At 33.9% G+C, this 21035-nt stretch carries 28 protein-coding genes; 25 read left to right on the top strand and 3 right to left on the bottom strand.

What is annotated here, in order from left to right; all coding sequences use genetic code 11:
- From Q5O30_RS08185 to Q5O30_RS08175, 3 genes are all read left to right on the top strand, one after another.
- The coding region (locus tag Q5O30_RS08185) for a type II toxin-antitoxin system PemK/MazF family toxin (RefSeq protein WP_302674657.1) at positions 1 to 214 on the top strand (214 nt) is incomplete at its 5' end.
- A 110-nt stretch (positions 215 to 324) separates the two neighbouring features.
- On the top strand, positions 325 to 1053 hold the full coding sequence (locus Q5O30_RS08180; RefSeq protein WP_021953265.1) for a YebC/PmpR family DNA-binding transcriptional regulator: 729 nt from the start codon (positions 325 to 327) through the stop codon (positions 1051 to 1053).
- 17 nt (positions 1054 to 1070) lie between these two features.
- Entirely contained in the window at positions 1071 to 1808 is a 738-nt protein-coding gene (locus tag Q5O30_RS08175; protein ID WP_021953264.1) for an HAD family hydrolase, read from the top strand.
- Positions 1809 to 1863: 55 nt separating this feature from the next.
- On the opposite strand, the gene Q5O30_RS08170 is transcribed toward Q5O30_RS08175, so the two are convergent.
- Entirely contained in the window at positions 1864 to 2454 is a 591-nt protein-coding gene (locus Q5O30_RS08170; RefSeq protein WP_021953263.1) for a hypothetical protein, read from the bottom strand.
- A 180-nt stretch (positions 2455 to 2634) separates the two neighbouring features.
- On the opposite strand from Q5O30_RS08170, the gene Q5O30_RS08165 reads away from it, so the two are divergent.
- From Q5O30_RS08165 to Q5O30_RS08130, 8 genes are all read left to right on the top strand, one after another.
- Positions 2635 to 3438, top strand: a complete 804-nt coding sequence (locus Q5O30_RS08165) for a transporter substrate-binding domain-containing protein (RefSeq protein ID WP_021953262.1) — start codon at positions 2635 to 2637, stop codon at positions 3436 to 3438.
- 89 nt (positions 3439 to 3527) lie between these two features.
- Positions 3528 to 4181, top strand: coding sequence for an amino acid ABC transporter permease (locus tag Q5O30_RS08160; RefSeq protein ID WP_021953261.1), 654 nt, complete (start codon positions 3528 to 3530; stop codon positions 4179 to 4181).
- Positions 4182 to 4195: 14 nt separating this feature from the next.
- Positions 4196 to 4981: an amino acid ABC transporter ATP-binding protein gene (locus tag Q5O30_RS08155; protein ID WP_021953260.1), complete on the top strand. Its 786-nt coding sequence runs from the start codon at positions 4196 to 4198 to the stop codon at positions 4979 to 4981.
- Between the two features lie 11 nt (positions 4982 to 4992).
- Positions 4993 to 5472: a 23S rRNA (pseudouridine(1915)-N(3))-methyltransferase RlmH gene (gene rlmH, locus Q5O30_RS08150; protein WP_021953259.1), complete on the top strand. Its 480-nt coding sequence runs from the start codon at positions 4993 to 4995 to the stop codon at positions 5470 to 5472.
- Positions 5473 to 5602: 130 nt separating this feature from the next.
- Positions 5603 to 6580 carry a YafY family protein gene (locus Q5O30_RS08145; RefSeq protein WP_021953258.1) on the top strand — a complete coding sequence of 326 codons (978 nt, stop codon included), beginning with the start codon at positions 5603 to 5605 and terminating at the stop codon, positions 6578 to 6580.
- Positions 6581 to 6701: 121 nt separating this feature from the next.
- Positions 6702 to 7487: a transporter substrate-binding domain-containing protein gene (locus tag Q5O30_RS08140; RefSeq protein ID WP_021953257.1), complete on the top strand. Its 786-nt coding sequence runs from the start codon at positions 6702 to 6704 to the stop codon at positions 7485 to 7487.
- A gap of 56 nt (positions 7488 to 7543) precedes the next feature.
- Positions 7544 to 8314 (top strand): amino acid ABC transporter permease, encoded by a 771-nt coding sequence (locus Q5O30_RS08135; RefSeq protein ID WP_021953256.1) that lies wholly within the window; start codon positions 7544 to 7546, stop codon positions 8312 to 8314.
- A complete protein-coding gene (locus Q5O30_RS08130) occupies positions 8301 to 9053 on the top strand; it encodes an amino acid ABC transporter ATP-binding protein (RefSeq protein ID WP_021953255.1) in 753 nt (250 codons plus the stop codon). Before Q5O30_RS08135 ends, Q5O30_RS08130 begins: the two co-directional genes overlap by 14 nt.
- Before the next feature lie 63 nt (positions 9054 to 9116).
- Here Q5O30_RS08130 and Q5O30_RS08125 read toward each other — a convergent pair whose 3' ends face one another.
- The gene (locus tag Q5O30_RS08125; protein ID WP_021953254.1) at positions 9117 to 10439 is read right to left on the bottom strand and encodes a polysaccharide deacetylase family protein; all 1323 of its coding nucleotides are present in this window, start codon (positions 10437 to 10439) and stop codon (positions 9117 to 9119) included.
- A 111-nt stretch (positions 10440 to 10550) separates the two neighbouring features.
- Here Q5O30_RS08125 and Q5O30_RS08120 point away from each other — a divergent pair, with 111 nt between their 5' ends.
- From Q5O30_RS08120 to Q5O30_RS08085, 8 genes are read left to right on the top strand one after another with little or no spacing between them, the layout of a single operon-like run.
- Positions 10551 to 11396, top strand: coding sequence for an ATPase, T2SS/T4P/T4SS family (locus tag Q5O30_RS08120; RefSeq protein ID WP_021953253.1), 846 nt, complete (start codon positions 10551 to 10553; stop codon positions 11394 to 11396).
- Positions 11387 to 11899, top strand: coding sequence for a stage III sporulation protein AB (locus Q5O30_RS08115; protein WP_021953252.1), 513 nt, complete (start codon positions 11387 to 11389; stop codon positions 11897 to 11899). Before Q5O30_RS08120 ends, Q5O30_RS08115 begins: the two co-directional genes overlap by 10 nt.
- 21 nt (positions 11900 to 11920) lie before the next feature.
- A complete protein-coding gene (spoIIIAC, locus tag Q5O30_RS08110; RefSeq protein ID WP_021953251.1) occupies positions 11921 to 12115 on the top strand; it encodes a stage III sporulation protein AC in 195 nt (64 codons plus the stop codon).
- A gap of 11 nt (positions 12116 to 12126) precedes the next feature.
- Complete coding sequence (locus Q5O30_RS08105; protein ID WP_021953250.1) at positions 12127 to 12507, top strand: stage III sporulation AC/AD family protein; 381 nt, start codon at positions 12127 to 12129, stop codon at positions 12505 to 12507.
- Positions 12508 to 12525: 18 nt separating this feature from the next.
- Positions 12526 to 13665, top strand: a complete 1140-nt coding sequence (locus Q5O30_RS08100) for a stage III sporulation protein AE (RefSeq protein WP_021953249.1) — start codon at positions 12526 to 12528, stop codon at positions 13663 to 13665.
- 1 nt (position 13666) lies between these two features.
- Entirely contained in the window at positions 13667 to 13990 is a 324-nt protein-coding gene (locus Q5O30_RS08095; RefSeq protein ID WP_021953248.1) for a stage III sporulation protein AF, read from the top strand.
- The gene (locus tag Q5O30_RS08090; protein WP_302674656.1) at positions 13980 to 14507 is read left to right on the top strand and encodes a hypothetical protein; all 528 of its coding nucleotides are present in this window, start codon (positions 13980 to 13982) and stop codon (positions 14505 to 14507) included. Before Q5O30_RS08095 ends, Q5O30_RS08090 begins: the two co-directional genes overlap by 11 nt.
- Before the next feature lie 16 nt (positions 14508 to 14523).
- Entirely contained in the window at positions 14524 to 15168 is a 645-nt protein-coding gene (locus Q5O30_RS08085; RefSeq protein ID WP_021953246.1) for a SpoIIIAH-like family protein, read from the top strand.
- A 43-nt stretch (positions 15169 to 15211) separates the two neighbouring features.
- Here Q5O30_RS08085 and Q5O30_RS08080 read toward each other — a convergent pair whose 3' ends face one another.
- Positions 15212 to 15583, bottom strand: a complete 372-nt coding sequence (locus tag Q5O30_RS08080; protein WP_021953245.1) for a metal-dependent transcriptional regulator — start codon at positions 15581 to 15583, stop codon at positions 15212 to 15214.
- A gap of 229 nt (positions 15584 to 15812) precedes the next feature.
- On the opposite strand from Q5O30_RS08080, the gene Q5O30_RS08075 reads away from it, so the two are divergent.
- The 6 genes from Q5O30_RS08075 to Q5O30_RS08050 all read left to right on the top strand — a co-directional run.
- Positions 15813 to 16025: a FeoA family protein gene (locus Q5O30_RS08075; protein WP_021953244.1), complete on the top strand. Its 213-nt coding sequence runs from the start codon at positions 15813 to 15815 to the stop codon at positions 16023 to 16025.
- A 22-nt stretch (positions 16026 to 16047) separates the two neighbouring features.
- Positions 16048 to 16269 (top strand): ferrous iron transport protein A, encoded by a 222-nt coding sequence (locus tag Q5O30_RS08070; protein WP_021953243.1) that lies wholly within the window; start codon positions 16048 to 16050, stop codon positions 16267 to 16269.
- An 87-nt stretch (positions 16270 to 16356) separates the two neighbouring features.
- Positions 16357 to 18738, top strand: coding sequence for a ferrous iron transporter B (locus tag Q5O30_RS08065; protein WP_021953242.1), 2382 nt, complete (start codon positions 16357 to 16359; stop codon positions 18736 to 18738).
- A gap of 104 nt (positions 18739 to 18842) precedes the next feature.
- Positions 18843 to 18989, top strand: a complete 147-nt coding sequence (locus Q5O30_RS08060; protein ID WP_021953241.1) for a FeoB-associated Cys-rich membrane protein — start codon at positions 18843 to 18845, stop codon at positions 18987 to 18989.
- 95 nt (positions 18990 to 19084) lie between these two features.
- Entirely contained in the window at positions 19085 to 19783 is a 699-nt protein-coding gene (locus tag Q5O30_RS08055) for an ABC transporter ATP-binding protein (protein ID WP_021953240.1), read from the top strand.
- A gap of 13 nt (positions 19784 to 19796) precedes the next feature.
- On the top strand, positions 19797 to 21035 hold a 1239-nt coding region (locus tag Q5O30_RS08050), incomplete at its 3' end, for an ABC transporter permease (RefSeq protein ID WP_302674655.1).

Here is a 21035-nt window from a genome sequence, read left to right as displayed (position 1 = left end):
AGCCATAACTTCCCGTATGACGAAGGCAAAACTGCCTACCCATGTAAAAATAAATAAAGAAAACTGTGACATTGTAAAGGATTCGGTTATACTTCTTGAACAATTGAGAACTATTGATAAGAAAAGGTTAAAGGATAAGGTGTGCCATCTGGACAATGAAATATTAAAAACAGTGGATTCCGCTTTGCTAATTAGTTTAGAGCTTGATACATAAACAAAAGCGGCATAGGGAAAGTTGACTATTAATTTAGAAAATGTTAAAATTTCTATTGAATTATGCGAATAGATTAAAATAAATAAAAAATTACGGAAGAGAGGGTAATTATGTCAGGACATTCAAAATTTGCCAATATTAAGCATAAAAAAGAAAAAAATGATGCTGCAAAGGGCAAGATGTTTACAATTATAGGAAAGGAAATTGCGGTAGCCGTAAAAGAAGGTGGAGCAGATCCTAATAATAATAGCAAGTTAAGAGATGTTATAGCAAAGGCAAAGGCCAACAACATGCCTAATGATACCATTGAAAGAGGTATTAAGAAGGCTGCCGGTAATGCAGCTGCAATTAACTACGAAACAGTGAGATACGAGGGATATGGACCAAATGGTATTGCCATTATTGTCGATGCTCTTACAGACAACAGAAACAGAACAGCTGCAAACGTAAGAAACTGCTTTACAAAGGGTGGCGGAAATGTTGGAGCACAGGGCTGTGTATCATATATGTTTGATGAAAAAGGTCAGATTATCATTGATAAGGAAGAATGCGACATGGATCCTGATGAACTTATGATGATATCAGTTGATGCAGGAGCAGAAGATTTTGCAGACGAAGAGGATAGCTATGAAATCATTACTTCACCTGAGGAATTTAGCAATGTAAGAGAAGCATTGGAAAAAGAAGGAATTAAAATGGCAGAGGCAGAAGTAACAATGATTCCACAGAATTATGTAGAATTATCAGATGAAGACGCCATTAAGAAGATGAATATTATTATTGACAGACTTGATGAAGATGAAGATGTTCAGCAGGTTTATCATAACTGGGACGAATAATTTTAATAGGATAAGGGATGAATACAGTACTTTTTGATTTAGACGGAACATTGCTTCCAATGGATATGAAGGAATTTACAGATACATATATTTTGCTGTTAAAGAACAGACTTGAAACAGCAGGCTATGATGCTAAAAAGATTATTGCGGCATTATGGGTGGGTGAGAAGGCCGTGGTACAAAATGACGGTCTTATTACTAATGAGGAATGTTTCTGGAAAGCATTTGAAAACTTTATGACAGATGGTAATGGAAAAATGGAGTCTAAAGTTAAAAGAAAACTGGAGAAGGAAATTATTAAGTTCTATAAGGATGATTTCGCTGTGGCAAGATATGTTACCCACCCTATAGATACAGTGGCAGAGTGTATAGACATACTAAAGGAAAAAGGATATCAGTTGGTAGTGGCAACAAATCCTGTTTTTCCGGAAATTGCCGTATATGAAAGATTAGGCTGGGCAGGTCTTAATCCGGAGGATTTTTCTTACATAACTACATATGAAAATTCATGTTTTGCAAAGCCCAATATTGAGTATTATAAGTTTCTGTTAAAAATGTTAGACAAGGATTCAGAGGACTGCATAATGGTTGGCAATGATGTACATGAAGACATGGTTGCAAGAAATATTGGAATAGATGTGTTTCTAATTGAAGGATATGTGGAAAATCAGTTTAATGAAGATACATTTGATATTAAAAAAGGAAATTGGAATTTATTTAAAGAATATATTTCCAATCTTCCAAATCTTAATTAAAGAGATAAAAGAAAAGGAGTTACATCGTAGCTCCTTTTTCTTTGCAAATATTTAATTAATCTTCATTATTTTCATAAAGCTTCTGATATATCTGCTCCGTATATTCATATATAAGGGCTTCGTCGGCGTTTTCAAATTGGTACATTAATAAATCCCTGATTTTATCTGCACGGTTAAAATAAAGTAATTCCATAGGCTGGGTAGCATCAAGATCTTCATCAATATCCTCAGCATGAATATTTTCATCTGCCCACGAAAGAAGCTCTTCAATAAGCTTATCTTCAGCATCAGCTTCTATTCTGACCTGCTTTGCATGCATAAATGAAACAATCCCTGCAATTATAAAAATAATGAAAACCCCACCCATAACTGAATTAAACAGCCATGATGTTTCTGAACTGATAGGAAGGGGAATAATCTTCATCCAAACTAAAATCATAAAAATAATTCCCACAATACCTACTAATATCAAAGTATATGAAGATGACATAATATCATCATATTTGTCAGATAAGCGAACAAAGGAATGAACCTTATTTTCTGAAAAATCTGATAATTCTTCGTTGAAGTCAGTGGAAGCTTCAGGAATATCATCCACAGGCTGATTATCAACAGAAATTTTATCTTCAATGTTGCTTTTTTCCATAATCAATATCTCTCCTTGTAAAATAATTAATTTAATTATATAACAAGTAAGATATTATAACAAGTAAATGAATTACAAAAATAAAAATATAAAATTGACTTTAATATTTTATTATGATATAGTTCTCTTGTTTAATTAATTAAAGTGTTAATGAATTATAACATTAAAAAGGAGAATACAATGAAAAAAAGAATTGCTTTATTACTTTCAGTTGCAATGTGTGCAACATTATGTTTGTCAGGTTGCGGAAGCAGCGAAAAGAAAACAGGTGACAAGAAGGATACTTCAAGTATGGTATATGCAGTAGAACAGGGCTCAGCCGGTGAAGAAGCTGCTAAGTCAAAGGGATGGAGCACAAACCCTGTACAGTCACAGGCAAAGGCTTTAATGGAAGTAAATTCAGGAACATCTGATGCTGCCATTATTGATTTACTTATGGCAGGTGCTATGATTGGTGAAGGAACAAGTTATCCTGACCTTAAATACACAGATAAGCTTACTACAGAAGAATATGGTGTAGGATGCAGAAAGGGTTCAGATCTTGCAGCATACATTAATAATTTCTTCAGTGAAATATATGCTTCAGGAGAAATGAAGACCATAGCTGATACATATAAGGTAAGTGATACCTTAGTAGAGCAGGCTAAAGCAGGTGAATATGTTGAAGGCGATGATGTTAAGTACATTAAAGATAAAGGAACATTAGTTGTTGGTATTACAGAATTTGAACCAATGGATTACAAAGATGAAGACGGAAACTGGATTGGCTTTGATGCAGATTTAGCAAAGAAACTTGCTGAAAAGTTGGGTGTTAAGATTAAATTTGTAGTAATTAACTGGGATACAAAAACAATGGAACTTGATTCAAAGAAAATTGACGTTGTTTGGAATGGTATGACATTGACAAATGAAGTTAAAAATTCTATGGAATGTACAAATGCTTACTGCAATAATGCACAGGTAGTTGTAGTTTCATCAAAATAAAGGTATAATAAAATTTAGAAAAATTATTTTAAGGCAGAGGGTTGTTTGCTCTCTGCCTTAAAACGGTAAAAGGATTAAGGAGAAACTTTATGTTTTTAAGCGTTACGGAAGAGTTACTTAGCGGACTTGGAATATCAGTAGAAATATTTATATTAACGTTAATATTTTCATTGCCACTGGGACTTATTATTGCCTTTGGCTCAATGAGCAGATTTAAACCTTTAAAATATCTTGTTGACGTGTTTGTATGGATTATCCGTGGAACCCCTCTTATGCTTCAGATTATTATAATATTCTATGGCCCGGGATTAATAGGATATTATGTGTGGACAGGGGATTCATGGAGCAGGGTTATTGCAACAGTAGTTGCCTTTACCATTAATTACGCCTGCTATTTTTCAGTTATATTCAGAGGTGGTATAGAAGGCGTTCCCGCAGGACAAAGGGAGGCAGGACAGGTTCTAGGAATGACTAAATTCCAAATATTCTTTAAAATCACATTACTTCAGATGATTAAGAGAATAGTGCCACCAATGTCAAATGAAATAATTACATTGGTTAAGGATACATCTTTAGCAAGAATTATATCTGTACAGGAATTAACGGTAATGGGGGAAAACTTTATGAAATCAGAGGGTATTATATGGCCACTGTTCTACACAGGGGTATTTTATCTGATATTCGTAGGTATTCTTACCATTTTGTTTAATTACATAGAAAAGAAATTAGATTATTTTAAATAAGGAGGTGTATTGAAATGGCAATGTTAGAAGTTAAAAATATAGAGAAACATTTCGGTAGCACCGATGTTTTAAAAAATATAAGTTTTGATTTAGAGGAAGGACAGACTTTGGCAATTATAGGTTCTTCAGGCTCAGGTAAGACAACTCTTTTAAGATGTCTTAATTTTCTTGAAATACCAAACGGTGGGACCATTGCAGTAAATGATGAAATTTTGTTTGATGCAAGTCAGATAAAAAGTAAAAAAGATAAGGATTTAAGAGACAAAAGACTTCATTTTGGAATGGTATTTCAGTCTTTTAATCTTTTTCCACAGTATACAGCATTGGAAAATGTTACATTAGCAGAAAAAATGCTGGCAAAGGATTTGCCTGACTTTAAGCAGAATAAAAAAGAAATTTATAACAAAATAGAAGAACATGGAAAAGAATTGTTGGCAAGAATGGGATTAGCAGACAGGGTTAATCATTATCCACACCAGCTTTCGGGAGGACAGCAACAGCGTGTAGCCATTGCCAGGGCTTTGGCACTTAAACCGGATATTCTTTGTTTTGACGAGCCTACATCGGCACTTGATCCTGAACTTACGGGAGAAGTGCTTAAGGTTATAAAATCCCTGGCTGAAGAGAAGACAACAATGGTTATTGTTACCCATGAAATGGCTTTTGCCAGAGATGTGGCAGATACTGTTATATTTATGGATGGTGGAGTGATTGTGGAGCAGGGTGATGCAAAGCAGGTAATTGAAAATCCACAGGAAGAGAGAACAAGACAGTTCTTATCAAGATTTAGTCAAAACTAGCAGGAGTTTATATGAAAATAATAATATTAACTGTTGGTAAAATTAAGGAAAAATTTTATACAGAGGCAGTGAATGAATATTTAAAGCGGCTTTCCAGATACTGCAAGGCAGAGGTGGTACAGGTGGCGGATGAAAAAACAGTGGAAAACTGTTCAGAAACAGAGGCTGATATGGTAAAAGAAAAAGAAGGAAACCGGATATTAGCTAAAATACCTGATGACGCCTATGTTATAACCTTGGAAATTAATGGAAAGCAGTTAGATTCTCTTGAACTGGCAGACAAAATTAACAGGTTAGGAATTAATGGGAAAAGTCATATAGTATTTGTTATTGGTGGGTCTTTGGGATTACACAAAAAAGTTTCAGACAGGTCTGATTACAAACTTAGTTTTTCTAAAATGACATTTCCTCATCAACTTATGAGGGTTATTTTACTGGAACAGATATATAGAAGTTACAGAATAATAAATAATCAGCCATATCATAAATAAAAAAAGCACGAAAGTGCTTTTTTTATTGCAGTAATGTTTCAAAAAACTAAAATAAAAGACTTAACAGGACACATATATGTCTTAATGATGTGCTATAATCTAAGATAATATAGCATAAAGGAGTGTTAAAATGTCAAAATCCATTCATAAGAAATACAGAGTTTTGGATATATTTATGAGATTAGTTTGTGGTGAATACGTTTCCGTAAAGAAATTATCCATGGAGTATCAGGTATCAACTAAAAGTATAACAAGGGATATTAATGAACTAAAGAATTTTTTATGCGACAATGAAGGAAGGTCTTTTGGGTGTGAAATAATGTATTCATATCAGGAAAGAGCGTATTATTTAGAAATGGATAACTTTCTTTTAAACAAAGAATTGTTAGCCGTAATAAAGGTACTTATTGCCAGCCGTTGTTTTAATGAAAATCAAATGAAGCTTATTATAAATAAAATGGAAACATTTATGTCGGCTAAAGATAAGAAAATGACCAATGAGCTTACGTCTAAAGAGTTATATCATTACATACCGGTACAATCAGACTGTGATAATGTGTTAGATAATGTATGGGGAATTTCAAACTGTATAAGGGAACAGAAGGAGATTACCATTGAATACTATAAAATGGATAGAAGTAAAATAACAAGAAAGGTAAAACCGTTGGCTATTGTATTTAGCGAGTATTATTTTTATCTTATTGCTGCACACGGTGCAAATGGCTTAGAAGTTAACAGATTTTACAGAATGGACAGAATAGTCAGTTACATAAAGCACCGAACAGGTTTTCATATTGAATATAATGAAAGATTTGATGAAGGGGAGCTTAAAAACAAGATTCAATATATGTGGCCGGGACAGGGAATAAAGAGGTACGTTAAATTTGAATTTACCGGGCCATCAGTTCAGGCAGTATTAGATAAAATACCTGAATCTGAAATTGTAAAATGTGAGAATGGAAAATATACAATAAGTGCTAATGTTTATGGAGACGGAATAAAGATGTTTCTTCTTAGTCAGGGGGCATGGGTTAAAGTGCTAGAGCCGGAGGCATTTGCGCAGGAAATGAAAGCAGAAATTACCGCAATGGGTAACAATTATGATTAATATTCTTCAATATTTACTAAATTTAATTTTTTTAATTGAAATAATGACTATTATCAGATATAATTGTAAAGGCAAATTTTTATGCATTAGATAAAATATATTTAATAAGGAGAACAAAAAAATGAAAAAGATTATTTCATTAGTAATGGTACTTGTTATGGCAACTGCTGTTTTCAGCGCATGTGGAAGCAAGTCATCAGATTCAAAAAGTGGCGGGGACGGAAAGCAGGTTCTTTCAATGGCAACTAACGCAGAGTTTCCACCATATGAGTATGTTGAAGGTGAAGATGTAGTTGGTATCGATGTTGATATTGCTCAGGCAATTGCAGATAAGTTAGGCATGGAATTAAAGGTTGATAATATGAACTTTGATTCAATTATTCCGGCTATTACATCAGGAAAAGATGCTATAGGTGCTGCCGGAATGACAGTAACAGATGAAAGAAAGAAAAATGTAGATTTTACAGATTCATATGCTACAGGTGTTCAGGTTGTTATTGTAAGAGAAGATTCAAAAATTACAGATGTTAAGGACTTAACAACTAAGGGTGCTGATAACACAATCGGTGTTCAGCTTGGTACAACAGGTGATATTTACTGTACATCAGATATTCAGGACAAGGGATTTGGTAAGGTTCAGCAGTTTAACAAAGGTGCTGATGCAGTTCAGGCTTTAGTTAGTGGAAAGATTGATTGTGTAGTAATTGATAATCAGCCTGCAAAGGAATTTGTAAAGGCTAATAAGGGTCTTAAGATTCTTGATACAGAATATGTAACAGAAGATTACGCAATTGCTGTTGCAAAAGATAATACAGAATTAAAAGATAAAATAAATGGCGCACTTAATGAATTAAAGGCTGAAGGTACTATCCAGAAGATTCTTGATAAGTATATCAAAGCAAAATAATTATAAAAAATTCGGCTGCCTGTAGCAGGGCAGCCTTTTTAAGATAAGAGGTTACAATGCAGATATTATTTAATGGTATGTGGAATATTAAATGGTTAAGTTCACTTAGTATAGCAGATATAAAGGAACAGTTTGATACCTGCTTCTTTTCAAAAAATTATTGGAAGTTATATTTAACCGGATTAGAAAACACACTTATAATTACTTTTTTCGCATTACTGTTAGGTGTGGCAATAGGAGCGTTAATTGCCATAGTAAGGACAACTTATACCAGACAGTATGACGAAATGAGGATGGGATTTGGAAAGATTATTTTAGCAATATTTAATTTTATATGTAAAGTTTATCTTACAGTTATAAGAGGAACGCCGGTTGTTGTTCAGATTCTTATAATTTACTTTATTGTATTCCAAAGCTCCAATGCTCAGATTCCAATTGCTGCTTTGGCATTTGGTATTAACTCAGGTGCCTATGTGGCAGAAATTTTCAGAAGTGGAATTATGTCTATTGATATTGGACAAAACGAAGCAGGACGAAGCCTTGGTTTCAATTATGCCCAGACAATGATTTATATTATTGTTCCACAGGCATTTAAGAATGTTATTCCAACTCTTGGAAATGAGTTTATTGTATTATTGAAGGAAACTGCTGTGTGTGGTTATATAGGTCTTATGGATCTTACAAGAGCAGGTGACTCGGTAAGAGCGGCTACTTATAATCCGTATTTCCCACTTATTTTCATTGCCGTTATTTATCTGGTTATGGTAATGTTCTTTACATGGCTTTTAGGAAAGCTGGAAAGGAGGCTGAGAAATGCAGAACGATAGTTTTAAGCCTCTGATTAAGGCAGAAAACATAAAGAAATATTATAAAAATGGTGAAATCAAGGCTTTAGATGACGTAAGTCTTGAAATAAAAAAAGGAGAAGTGGTAGTTATAATAGGACCGTCAGGTTCAGGAAAATCTACTATGCTTCGTACTTTAAATTTACTTGAAATACCAACTGAAGGAAAAATTACATACGATGGTGAGGATATTACAGATAGCAAAACTAATATTAACAATTATCGTATGAAAGTAGGAATGGTATTCCAGCATTTTAATTTATTCCCTCATATGAGTGTTTTAAAGAATATGACTATTGCACCTACTAAGCTTCTTAAAAAGGACAAAGAGGAAGCAAAAAATACTGCAATGGAGCTTTTGAAAAGAGTTAATCTTGAAAACAGAGCTGAAGCTTATCCTTCGCAGTTATCAGGTGGTCAGAAGCAGCGTGTGGCTATAGCCAGAGCGTTGTGTATGGAGCCTGAGGTTATGTTGTTTGATGAACCTACATCAGCCCTTGACCCTGAAATGGTAGGAGAAGTTCTTAATGTTATGAAGGATTTGGCAAGACAGGGAATGACAATGGTGGTTGTTACTCACGAAATGGGTTTTGCCAGAGAAGTTGCATCAAGAGTGATTTTTATGGATGAAGGCAAAATCATTGAGGAGGGAACTCCGGAAATGGTATTTGAACATCCAAGAAGTGAAAGAACACAATCTTTCCTGTCAAAGGTAATATAAAACCCAATAAAAAATAGAGCATCAATTTTGGAATGCTCTATTTTTTATTGCCTAAACTATAATTTAATTATTGTCTCTATATGGACCATAATACATTACACCTTTTTTAAGGGTCTTGCCTTTAATGGCATATAACTCACTTACAGTTACTAATTCATAGCCCTGTTTTCTAAGAGATGGTAAGGCTTTAATAAATCCCTGAACAGTTGTCTGATGAATGTCGTGTAACAATACTATCTGTCCGTCTGATGCAAAATTGAGTACGGTTCTCTTAACATATGAGGCATTTTTGTATTTCCAGTCTTCAGTATCCACAGACCAGTAAATCATTGGAACACCTGCATGTTTGCTTACTGTAGCATTATAGTTTCCATATGGCGGACGAAGTAAACTAGGTTCAACACCAATAACATCTTTTACGGCTTTTTTAGTGTTATTAATTTCGCTAATAACTTCTTTTTTAGGAATAGCTTTTAAATTCTTATGACTGTATGTGTGACTTCCAATTTCCATTCCCAAGTTGTATTCCCGTTTTAACTGACTGCTATATGCTGCGGCACGGTTTCCAAGAACAAAGAATGTGGCTTTGCTATGATACTTTTCTAAGGCATCAAGAAGAGTATTGGTATATTCTCCCGGACCATCGTCAAAGGTAATGGCAATATATTTGGTATTTTGAACAAATACTTTGCATTTAACACTCTTGTTAGTGTATTTAGAAGTAGCTTTTATATATGCTGTACCATTAGACTTTCCTGTTACCTTACCATTTTTGTTTACAGTGGCAACCTTATTATTTGAACTTCTCCAGATAAGTTCCTCGTGAGCATACTTTTTCTTCTTTTTGTCACCGTATGTAATAATTGGTTTGAGTACACGCTTATCCTTTTTGTTAAGACGCATCTGGTCTTTGTCAAACTTAATGGTCTTTACAGGGTTATATGGATTCCTTACTGTGATTTTACAGCGAACCTTAACATTTCCGCTTTGACTACTGCATATTATATATGTTTTGCCTGCTTTAACAGCTACCACTTTGCCGTTTTTGGAAATAGTGGCAACAGACTTATTTTTGCTGCTCCAGACGTAATCCTCGTTAGTATCAAAAGAATCCCCATCATATGTTACCTTGGCTTTTAATACACTTTTCTTTCCTTTAGTAAGAGTTAAAGAAGAGTGATTAAGAGTGATTTTTTTAATAAGATTAATTTCCGGTGTAGTAGAAGTTTCTACAACATCAGAAGCAGTAGTTTCTATAGTGGAGGAAGACTCCACGGCATGAGACGGCTTGGAATTGGCAAAGGCAATGCTAAATCCCAAGGCAGTAACCAAAACAACTGCTAATGCAGAAATTACTATCTTACGTGAATTTGATTTTTTCTTCATAAGTATTCCCTCTTTCTTTTGTTTTGTTAATTTAATTCTACAGTACAAAAATTTAAAAGTAAATAGAATAATAAATTTAATTAATCATATATTTTCATGAGGAGAATAAAAATGAGAGAGCTATATGAGTATTTTAATTTAAAAATTAAGGAAAAAGTGAAGAGGTGCCCGGAATATAACAAAATAACGGAGATTAGAATGAGAGTAAACAGCCCTTTGATTATAAATAAGGTAAATTCAGAGGAAGTTTTTAGAGATGTAATAATATCAGAGGATGATATTTCAGATACATTTAACATAGCCACGGATTACTCAGCATATGCTTTTGAAGACAATATAAAAGAGGGATTTTTGTCTGTGCCGGGAGGTCATCGTATTGGATTTGGCGGTGTAATAGTGAAGGAAAATAACCGGATAAAGGCAATAAAAAATATAAAATTTTTAAATATTCGTGTATGCAGACAAATTGAAAATTACGGAGAAATGTTATATGAAAAAACAAAAAGCAATGAAAAAATTGAGAACATCCTTATAATCTCTCCACCGGGATTGGGGAAAACAACATTACTAAGGGATTATATTAAAAAAATCAGTAATGAAACACCGGGGACAAGCATATGTGTTATTGATGAGAGAAATGAAATATCAGGAATGTACATGGGAGTGCCCACCATAGATTTAGGTATTCGTACAGATATATTAAGTAACTGCACCAAAAAGGATGGGATATTAATGGCAATCCGTTCAATGGCACCTAAAATAATTGCCTTAGATGAAATAGGAAAAAAAGAGGATATAGAAGCCATAGAATCAGCCGGTGTAAGCGGAGTAAAGGTTATAGCTACAGCTCACGGCAGGGATGTGGAAGATGTTACAAAAAAGTTTGGACAAGATATGGTAAATATGTTTGAAAGAAAAGTAATTATAAAAAGAATAGGAGAGTACATATGTTGTTGAAAATATTTGGATGTTTATTAATATTTTCAGGTTGCGGTGGAATAGGATTTGGTATGGGAAGGGATTATAACGCCCGTATCAGTCAGTTAGAGCAGGTTAAGAAAATGCTGTTTTTACTGGAAGGGGAAATTAAGTATAACAATGGAGGAATATATGAATCCATGAAAAAATTAACAGGGATTTCAGATAATATAATGACGGGATTTTTTGAAGGTGTGATAAAAGATAATGTAGGCACATTGAAAGAGGCATGGCAGTTTAATATAGAAAAAAGTTTTGTATCAGACAGTAAACTGTCAAAAGAGGATATAGCAATTATTGAAGATTTGGGAAATACAATAGGTATGACAGACAAAGAAACACAAATAAAAAATATTGATCATGCCATGGAATGTATTGATGACAATATAGGGGAATTAAAAAAAGGTAAAACAGAGAAATGCCGGTTATACAGAACTACCGGAATAGCTGCAGGGGCATTTCTTGCCATTTTATTTTTATAACAAATGAAAGGTGAAGAAAGTATGGAAATAGGATTGATTTTTAAAATTGCTGCTGTGGGGATAATCGTGTCGGTTATAGGGCAGATATTAAAACACAGTGGCAGGGAGGAACAGGCATTTCTTACAAGTTTGGCGGGATTAATATTAGTTCTTATGTGGATTGTACCTTATATATATGATTTGTTTAAAACAATACAGAAATTATTTGAGTTATAAGAAGGAAAAAGATGCTTACAATAGGTGTGATAGGAATTGTCGGGGTAATTCTGGCGGTGTGGTTTAAAACAATTAAGCCTGAATATGGAATTATGATTTCAGTGGTGGTGTGCATATTTATTTTTGTATATTCTCTGCTGCGAATTTCCGATATTATTGAAATAGTGGACAGGCTTTCAGGAATGACTTCAATAAGTAAAGATTACATTAAAATTTTACTAAAAATAACCGGTATCACCTTTGTATCGGAAATATCCTCTGATATTGCCAAGGATTGCGGTTATTTAGCAGTGGCAAATCAGGTACAGATATTTGGAAAACTTACGGTTTTAGTAGTAAGTCTGCCGGTGTTTACGGAACTGATATATGCAGTTACATCCCTTTTAACATAAAGTATGGGAGAATTAAGTATGAGAAAATATGTTTACATGGCTATTGTACTGGCAATATGTATTTGGGGAATAAATACCGTTACAATAAAGGCATCTGATTTAAATAAAAATGAAGAGTACATGTCAATTGACGATTTTGAAATAAATGACAGTATAAAAACTTTGGAGAAAAACGGGTATCGGGATTTAAATTTTAGGCATATTTTAGATGAGATTATGAGTGGAAATGTTTTAGATGCAATAAAGGAATGCTCTAATGTGGTATATCAGAAAACAGTTGGGGATTTTACAATGGTTGAAAAAGCTCTTGGAAATTTGCTTTTAATTGTAATTTTATCTGCTTTTTTTACTAATTTTGCCAATGTGTTTTCAAATGAAGGAATATCTTCCACAGGATTTTACATATGCTATTTAATTGTTACTACAATGCTTATGACTTTATTTGAAAATTTTTGCCTGATTGCCACTGATTTTGTAAGGCTTCTGCTGGAGTTTTTGTGTGGCATTGTACCGGCGTATTTCCTGTCTGTGGCAATAACAGGTCAGGTGGCTGCGGCAGGATTTTATCAGCTTACATTAGTTATTATAAGTGTGGCACAATTTATATTTTTAAGGGTTCTTGTTCCAATGATAAAGGTTTATGTAACAATTAATCTTATAAATAATATATCAAAAGAGGATTTTTTATCCAAAACTTCGGATTTGCTGAAAAACGCCATAGCTTTTATTAATAAAACCGTCGTAGGTATAGTTGTTGGTCTTAATATTATTCAGGCACTGATACTTCCGGCAGTAGACGGAGTGAAAAACAATGCCATTAGAAAGGTAGTAGGAGCATTGCCAGTGGTAGGAGATGGCTCAGATGCAGTATGCGGTATATTGTTAGGCTCTGTTAATTTAATAAAAAATACCATAGGAGGTTTTGCCATAATTGTGATTATTATGCTTTGCGGAGTGCCTTTTATTAAAATTCAGTTATATTCCATATCAATGCAGATAGCCCAGGCAGTTGTACAGCCTGTAGCAGATAAAAGAATGATTAATAGTATAAGTTGTGTAGTTATGGGAATAAAGATGCTTGCCAAAGTGATTATCGGGGCTTCAATGTTGTTTATTATAAGCATTGCCATAATATGCATAGTGACGGGAAAGGAGTAGTATGGAATTTGTTTATGGATATATAAGAAATATTAGTATTTTTATGATTGTTACAACACTTATATTAAATATATTTCCGGAAAAAAGCAGTAAGAAATATATAAAACTTTTTGCAGGATTTTTGCTTCTAATGCTTATATTTAATCCTATTGTAAAATACAAAAAAAACAACATTAATGTAGATAAAATCATAAGTGAATATAGCCGTGTAAAAATAGATAAAAACAGTAATTTAGAAAACAGTGTGAACAAATTCAGGGAGGATTTATTTGAAAGGATAAGTGAAAAGTATGAAGATGAATCTGAAAAAAATAATGGAAATTAAAAAAATAGGTAAAGAAAAACTGATACTTTTAGTGTTGGCAGGAATAATGCTTATAGGAGCATCATATTTTGAAAATGGAAGGAGTGAAGGACAGACTAAAATAAGGGAGACGGAATATATTGGTGCAAGCCTTGAAGATGACTATGGAAAAATAATGGAAGAAAAAATCTCTAATATGATTGAAGGCATAAAGGGAGTTTCAAAGGTTTCCGTTATGGTTACTTTAAAGTCCGGAAATGAAAAGGTGGTAAAGGAAGACAGTGAGGATGAAGCATCTCAATCTAAAAAAGGGAGTGATGAGGAAAAAAGCAACAGTCAAAAGAAAAAGACGGTTATTTTGGAAAATGATAATGGAGAAAGTCCTTATGTGATAAAGGAAATGTATCCGGAAGTGGAAGGAATAGCCATTATGGCATCAGGTATAGGGGATTCTTCAAAAAAAGAGGAGATAATAAAGATGTTGTCTGCATTGTTTGATGTTCCCCTGCATAAAATATCTGTAGTAGAAATTGATTAAATATTAAGGGGGTAATATGAAAAAGATTTTTAAGAAAAATCAGTTTATCGTAACATTTCTTGCAGTATTAATTGCAGTTGCCGGATACTTGAATTATGCGGATAATGCAGATAAGAAAAAAGAGGCTGCAAAGGTAAATGGAACTACATATGAATCTGTTTATGACGGTGACAATCTTTTAACGGGAGATAATGATATTGAAAGCTTAGATGGGGAAGACGCCAATAATAAGGAAACAAAAGAAAGTGCAGGGGAAGAAACAACTAAAGAACCGGGGGCAGCAGTCCTTACTAATGGCACTAATTTGGCTTCATACATGGCACAGGCAAGATTAAACAGAGAGCAGATAAGATCCAAAAATAAAGAAACATTGTTAGAAGTGATTAATAATAACGATATAAGTGAAGGTGAAAAAAAGAAAGCCGTAAAATCAATGGTGAAACTTACGGAATTAAATGAAAAGGAAAATACCATTGAGACATTACTTAAAGCAAAGGGATTTGATGATATCGTGGTAACAATTAGTGATAAACAGGCTGATGTAATAATAAGCGAAAAGGAAGTAGATGATGCAAAGAGAGCACAGATAGAGGATGTGATAAAAAGAAAAGCGGGAGTTAGTGTGGATAATATAACGATTACTCCTACAGGAACGAAATAAAAGCACAAAAATAAATAAGGTGCCGCTTATGGCAGCACCTTATTTATTTTGTGTTATTTTTTAAATGGTTCTTTATTGCTTCAAAACTTTCTTTGCTGATAACATGTTCAATACGACAGGCATCCTGTACGGCAATGTCTTCCGGAACTCCCAGCTTTACAAGACATGTTGATATAAGCTGATGGCGCTCGTAAATCATTTCCGCAATAGCCTTTCCTTCATCAGTTAAATAGATAAAACCTGAATCTGTTACAGTTATATGATTTTTTTCACGCAAATTCTTCATGGCAATACTGACACTTGATTTTTTAAATCCCAGTTCGTTGGCAATATCAACGGAACGAACAACCGGGAGCTTTTTACTCAAAACCAGTATTGTCTCTAAATAGTTTTCTGCAGATTCATTACTTTTCATATATGAAAAACTCCTTAAAACGAATATTTATTGTAATTATACCACGTTATATAAATAAATTCAATTTGGCTAAATTAACCAATTGGTATATTAAAAGAAACAAAAGATTGTTACACAAAACAAAAATTAGAAAACACTAAAAAACATTATTGACATCTAATATCAGTTAGTTTATACTAATTAACGAAACAAAGATGTACAATTGCGTTTTGAGTAAAGAGAGGGTGATATGATGCCTTTGACGATGGCTAAAGAGGGAGAAGTTAATATAGTAAAAAGAGTATCCGGAAAAGCTGAGACCAAAAAGTTCTTAGAAAGTTTGGGATTTGTAGTTGGCGGTGAAGTTACGGTTATATCACAAATCGGCGGAAATGTTATTGTCAATGTTAAAGATTCCAGAGTTGCCATAGGAAAAGATATGGCTAATAAAATAATGATCTAACTAAAAAGGAGAGAGGTGCTTTATGAAAACGCTGAGAGAAGTTGCCTGCGGGCAGACAGTCACGGTTAAGAAACTTACCGGCGACGGACCTGTAAAGAGAAGAATTATGGATATGGGAATCACGAAGGGTGTAGATATTTATGTAAGAAAAGTTGCACCGTTAGGTGACCCGGTAGAAGTTACTGTAAGAGGTTATGAGTTATCTCTTAGAAAGGCTGATGCCGAAATGATTGAGGTAGAGTAATTTTTTTTGCCCCATAGGTTAGCAAATGCTAACAAAAAGTAGAATCAACAAACAAAATAATTCTTGTTATTTAGAAAGGAAGTAAATATGTCAATTAAAATTGCGTTAGCCGGAAACCCTAACAGCGGAAAAACAACATTATTTAACGCATTAACCGGTTCTAATCAGTTTGTTGGAAACTGGCCTGGCGTTACAGTAGAAAAGAAGGAAGGTAAGCTTAAAGGTCATAAAGATGTGGCTCTTATGGATTTACCTGGTATTTATTCATTGTCACCGTACACTTTGGAAGAGGTTGTGGCAAGAAATTATCTTATTAATGAAAGACCTGATGCTATTATTAATATAGTTGATGGTACAAATATTGAAAGAAACTTATATTTGTCAACTCAGATTATGGAACTTGGTATTCCTGTAATTATGGCAGTTAATATGTTAGACGTTCTTGAAAAAAGAGGGGATAAAATACATATTAACAAGTTAAGCGAAAAGTTAGGCTGTGAAGTTGTTGAAATTTCAGCTCTTAAAGGAACAGGAATTAGGGATTTGGCAAATAAAGCCGTAAAACTTGCAGAAAGCAAAAAGAAGAATATAGTTGTTCATAAGTTTGCCAATGAAGTTGAAGAAGTTATTGATGAAACTAAGGGATTACTTTCAGCAGATATTCCGGAAGAACAGAAAAGATTCTTTGCAATTAAGCTTTTAGAGAGAGATGAAAAAATCAGGGAAATAATGAGGACTGTTCCGGATGTGTCAAAGCAGATTGATAAGTTAGAAAAAGCTTTTGACGATGATACAGAAAGTATTATTACAAACGAAAGATATGTTTATATTTCATCAATTATAAAAGATTGTGTAACAAAGGCAAAATCTGATAAACTTACAGCATCAGATAAGATTGATAGAATCGTAACAAACCGTATATTGGCATTACCGATTTTTGCCGTTGTTATGTGTATTGTTTACTATATATCAGTTACAACAGTTGGTACATGGGCTACAGACTGGACTAATGACGGTGTGTTCGGTGACGGATTCCATTTGTTTGGAATAGGAACTGCACAGTACGAGAAAGATTTGGATAAATGGGCAGATGAAAACGTGTTCTCTACAGAGCTTGAGCAGATTGCTGAAAAGGCTGTAAAAGAAAACGTTGCCGGTGCAGAAGAAGTAAAAGATGCTATTGCTGACAAGGACTTTGGTGCTTTCGAAGAAGCTTACGGTTCATATAATGACGCTTTTGATGAAAAAGGTCTTAACATGGACGAAGCTCTTGGAGATGCCATTGATGAAGAAGGAGAATTTACAGGCCCTGATACATCAGAATATGGAGTATGGGTTCCTGGTATTCCTGTATTAGTTGGCAATGGGTTAGAAGCTATTCACTGTAATGACTTCTTAACAGGACTTATTATTGATGGTATAATTGCCGGTGTAGGTGCAGTACTTGGATTCGTACCTCAGATGCTTGTACTTTTCATATTCCTTGCTTTCCTTGAAAGTTGTGGATATATGTCTAGAGTAGCATTTATCATGGATAGAATTTTCAGAAAGTTCGGATTATCAGGAAAAGCGTTCATCCCTATATTAATTGGTACAGGATGTGGTGTTCCGGGACTTATGGCTACACGTACAATTGAAAATGACAGAGATAGAAAAATGTCTCTTATGACAACAACATTTATACCTTGTGGAGCAAAGCTTCCAATTATAGCGTTAATTGCTGCAGCCTTATTTAACGGAGCATGGTGGGTTGCACCTAGTGCATACTTCCTTGGAATGTTCGCAATTATCACATCAGGTATTATCTTAAAGAAAACAAAACTTTTTGCCGGAGAACCTGCACCATTCGTTATGGAACTTCCTGCATACCACTGGCCGACAGTTGGTACTGTATTAAGAAGCATGTGGGAAAGAGGCTGGTCATTCATTAAGAAAGCAGGAACAATCATCCTTCTTTCATCTATCGTTGTATGGCTTGGCTCACACTTCGGAAATACAGGAAGTGGATTTGGATATAGTTCAGATATGGAACTTGCAGACAGCGTACTTGGTTCAATCGGTAACGTTGTAAAATGGATATTTGCACCATTAGGATTTAATGATGCAACAGCAACAGTTGCTACAATCATGGGACTTGTTGCAAAAGAAGAAGTTGTAGGTGTATTCGGAGTATTAGACTTCGAGGGAATGTTACCTGTAGCAGGATACGCATTCTTAGCATTCAACCTTTTATGTGCACCATGTTTCGCAGCTATGGGTGCTATTAAGAGAGAAATGAATAACTCAAAATGGTTCTGGATTGCAATTGGATATATGACATGTTTCGCATATCTTACAGCTTTGGTTATTTACCAGATTGGTGGACTTATTGTAGGAGAAACAGGATTTGGAATATTTACAATTATTGCTATCCTAGTAGTAATCGGATTTTTATATCTGTTATTCAGACCTTCAAAGGAAAACAACTAATAAAAATTGAAACAAATTAAGTAAGCTATTTTGATTATGCTGACCGGCAAAAATTAACTGGGCATTAGTTTTTGCCGGACTCCATTATTACAAAGGAGGATTTTATGAATGGAACGATAGGAACAGCTATTGTGTTACTTATACTTGCAGTTATAATATTTTTTGTTATAAGAAGCATGGTAAAGGATAAGAAAAACGGTAAATCTCTTCAGTGTGGTGGAGATTGTAAAAAGTGTAAGGGATGTCATTAAAGTGAAACTAAGATGACCTAAGAATCCTTCTGTAGAAGACCTTATGGGTTGTCTACAGAGGGATTTTTTGATTAAAAAAAGGATAAGGTAGGTATATGTTTTTAGAAATAAATGAATTAAAGAAAAGTTTTGGAAGTGGTGATTACAAAATAGATGTTTTAAAAGGGATAAGCTTTGGAGTGGAAAAAGGTGAAATGTGCGTATTGCTGGGACCATCAGGCTCAGGAAAATCCACATTACTTAATATAATAGGCGGAATTGACAGTGCCGACAGTGGATATATAAGTATTAACGGTGAAAAAACAGCTGACATGAAAGAAAAGGAATTAACTTATTACAGAAGAAAACATTTAGGATATGTATTTCAGATGTACAATCTTATTCCTAACTTAAACGTTAAGGAAAATATAGAAGTAGGAGCTTATCTTAGCGATAATCCTTTAGAAATTGATGATTTGTTAAAAACTTTAGGACTTTATGAACACAGACATAAGCTTCCTAACCAGTTATCAGGAGGCCAGCAGCAAAGAACAGCAATAGGAAGGGCAATAGTAAAAAATCCGGACATTCTTCTTTGTGATGAACCTACAGGAGCGTTAGATTACAATACATCAAAAGAAATCCTTAAGTTAATTGAAAATGTAAATAAAAAATATGGGAATACCGTTATTATGGTTACCCACAATGACGCAATAAAGAACATGGCAGATAAGGTTATTAAATTAAAGGACGGAAAAATCAGAGACAGCTTTGAAAATAAAAATAAAGTATCAGCAAGTGATTTGGACTGGTAAGGTGGTGGCTTAAATGAAGAATCCATTGAGAAAAAGAATATTTAGAGAACTTAAAAAAGATTTTAGCAAGTATCTTGTTATTTTTCTTTTTATGACCCTTACCATTGGCTTTATATCAGGCTTTTTAGTTGCCGCAGGCAGCATGAAAACAGCCTACGATGAAAGCTTTGAAAAGCATAATATTGAGGACGGACATTTTGTTCTTGATAAAAAGGCAGACAATGACCTTATAAAGGAAATAGAAAAAGAAAATGTTACTTTGTATGAAAATTTCTATAAGGATATTGATACCGACAGTAATATGGATGGCAAAAATGACAGCACTTTAAGAGTGTTTAAAGACAGAAAAGAAGTAAATAAAATCTGCCTTATGAAAGGCGAAATGCCTGAAAATGACAATGAAATCACAATTGACAGAATGTATGCTGACAACAACAAGGTTAAAGTAGGGGACAAAATCAGGGTAGGAGATAAGGAATTTAAGGTATCAGGTTTAGTGGCATTGTCAGATTTTAGTGCATTGTATTCAGATAATAATGATTTGATGTTTGATGCGGTTTTGTTTGGTGTGGCTATAGTTAAAGATGATGTTTTTGAAGCATTTGACCATAATATTAGTTACAGCTATGTATGGAAGTACCGTAATGAGCCGGTAAATGAAACAAAAGAAAAGAAAATGTCTGACAAATTCCTTGAAAAAATGGTTGAAGACGTATATATGGTTCAGAATAATGTGGAAATATATATTCCAAGATATCAGAACAATGCAATTCAGTTTACAGGGGACGATATTGGGGGGGATCAGTCAATGATGCTGGTGCTTTTGTACATACTTATTGTAATAATGGCATTTGTTTTTGCCGTAACAATTAATCACACTATAACCAGGGAAGCAGCGGTAATAGGAACTCTTAGGGCATCAGGCTATACAAGGACAGAATTAATAAGGCATTATATATTCCTGCCAATAATGGTGTCTTTAGTTGCAGCTGTTATAGGTAATATATTAGGATATACAGCCTTTAAATATGTTGCTGCAAGTATGTATTACGGAAGTTATTCACTGCCTACATATGTTACTATCTGGAATGGAAAAGCATTTATTTTAACAACAGTTGTACCTCTTATAATTATGCTGGTGGTTAATTTTATATCTCTTTATAAGAAGCTTAAACTTAGTCCTCTTAAATTTATCAGAAGGGATTTAAGCAAAAAGAAAAACAAAAAAGCCTTTAAACTTCCGGCATTTAAG

It is taken from the genome of Eubacterium sp. CAG:161, assembly GCF_000432355.1.
Taxonomy (GTDB): domain Bacteria; phylum Bacillota; class Clostridia; order Lachnospirales; family Lachnospiraceae; genus Eubacterium_G; species Eubacterium_G segne.
Note: the sequence above shows the minus strand (reverse complement) of the source record. Positions and strands in the feature narration are given on the sequence as shown.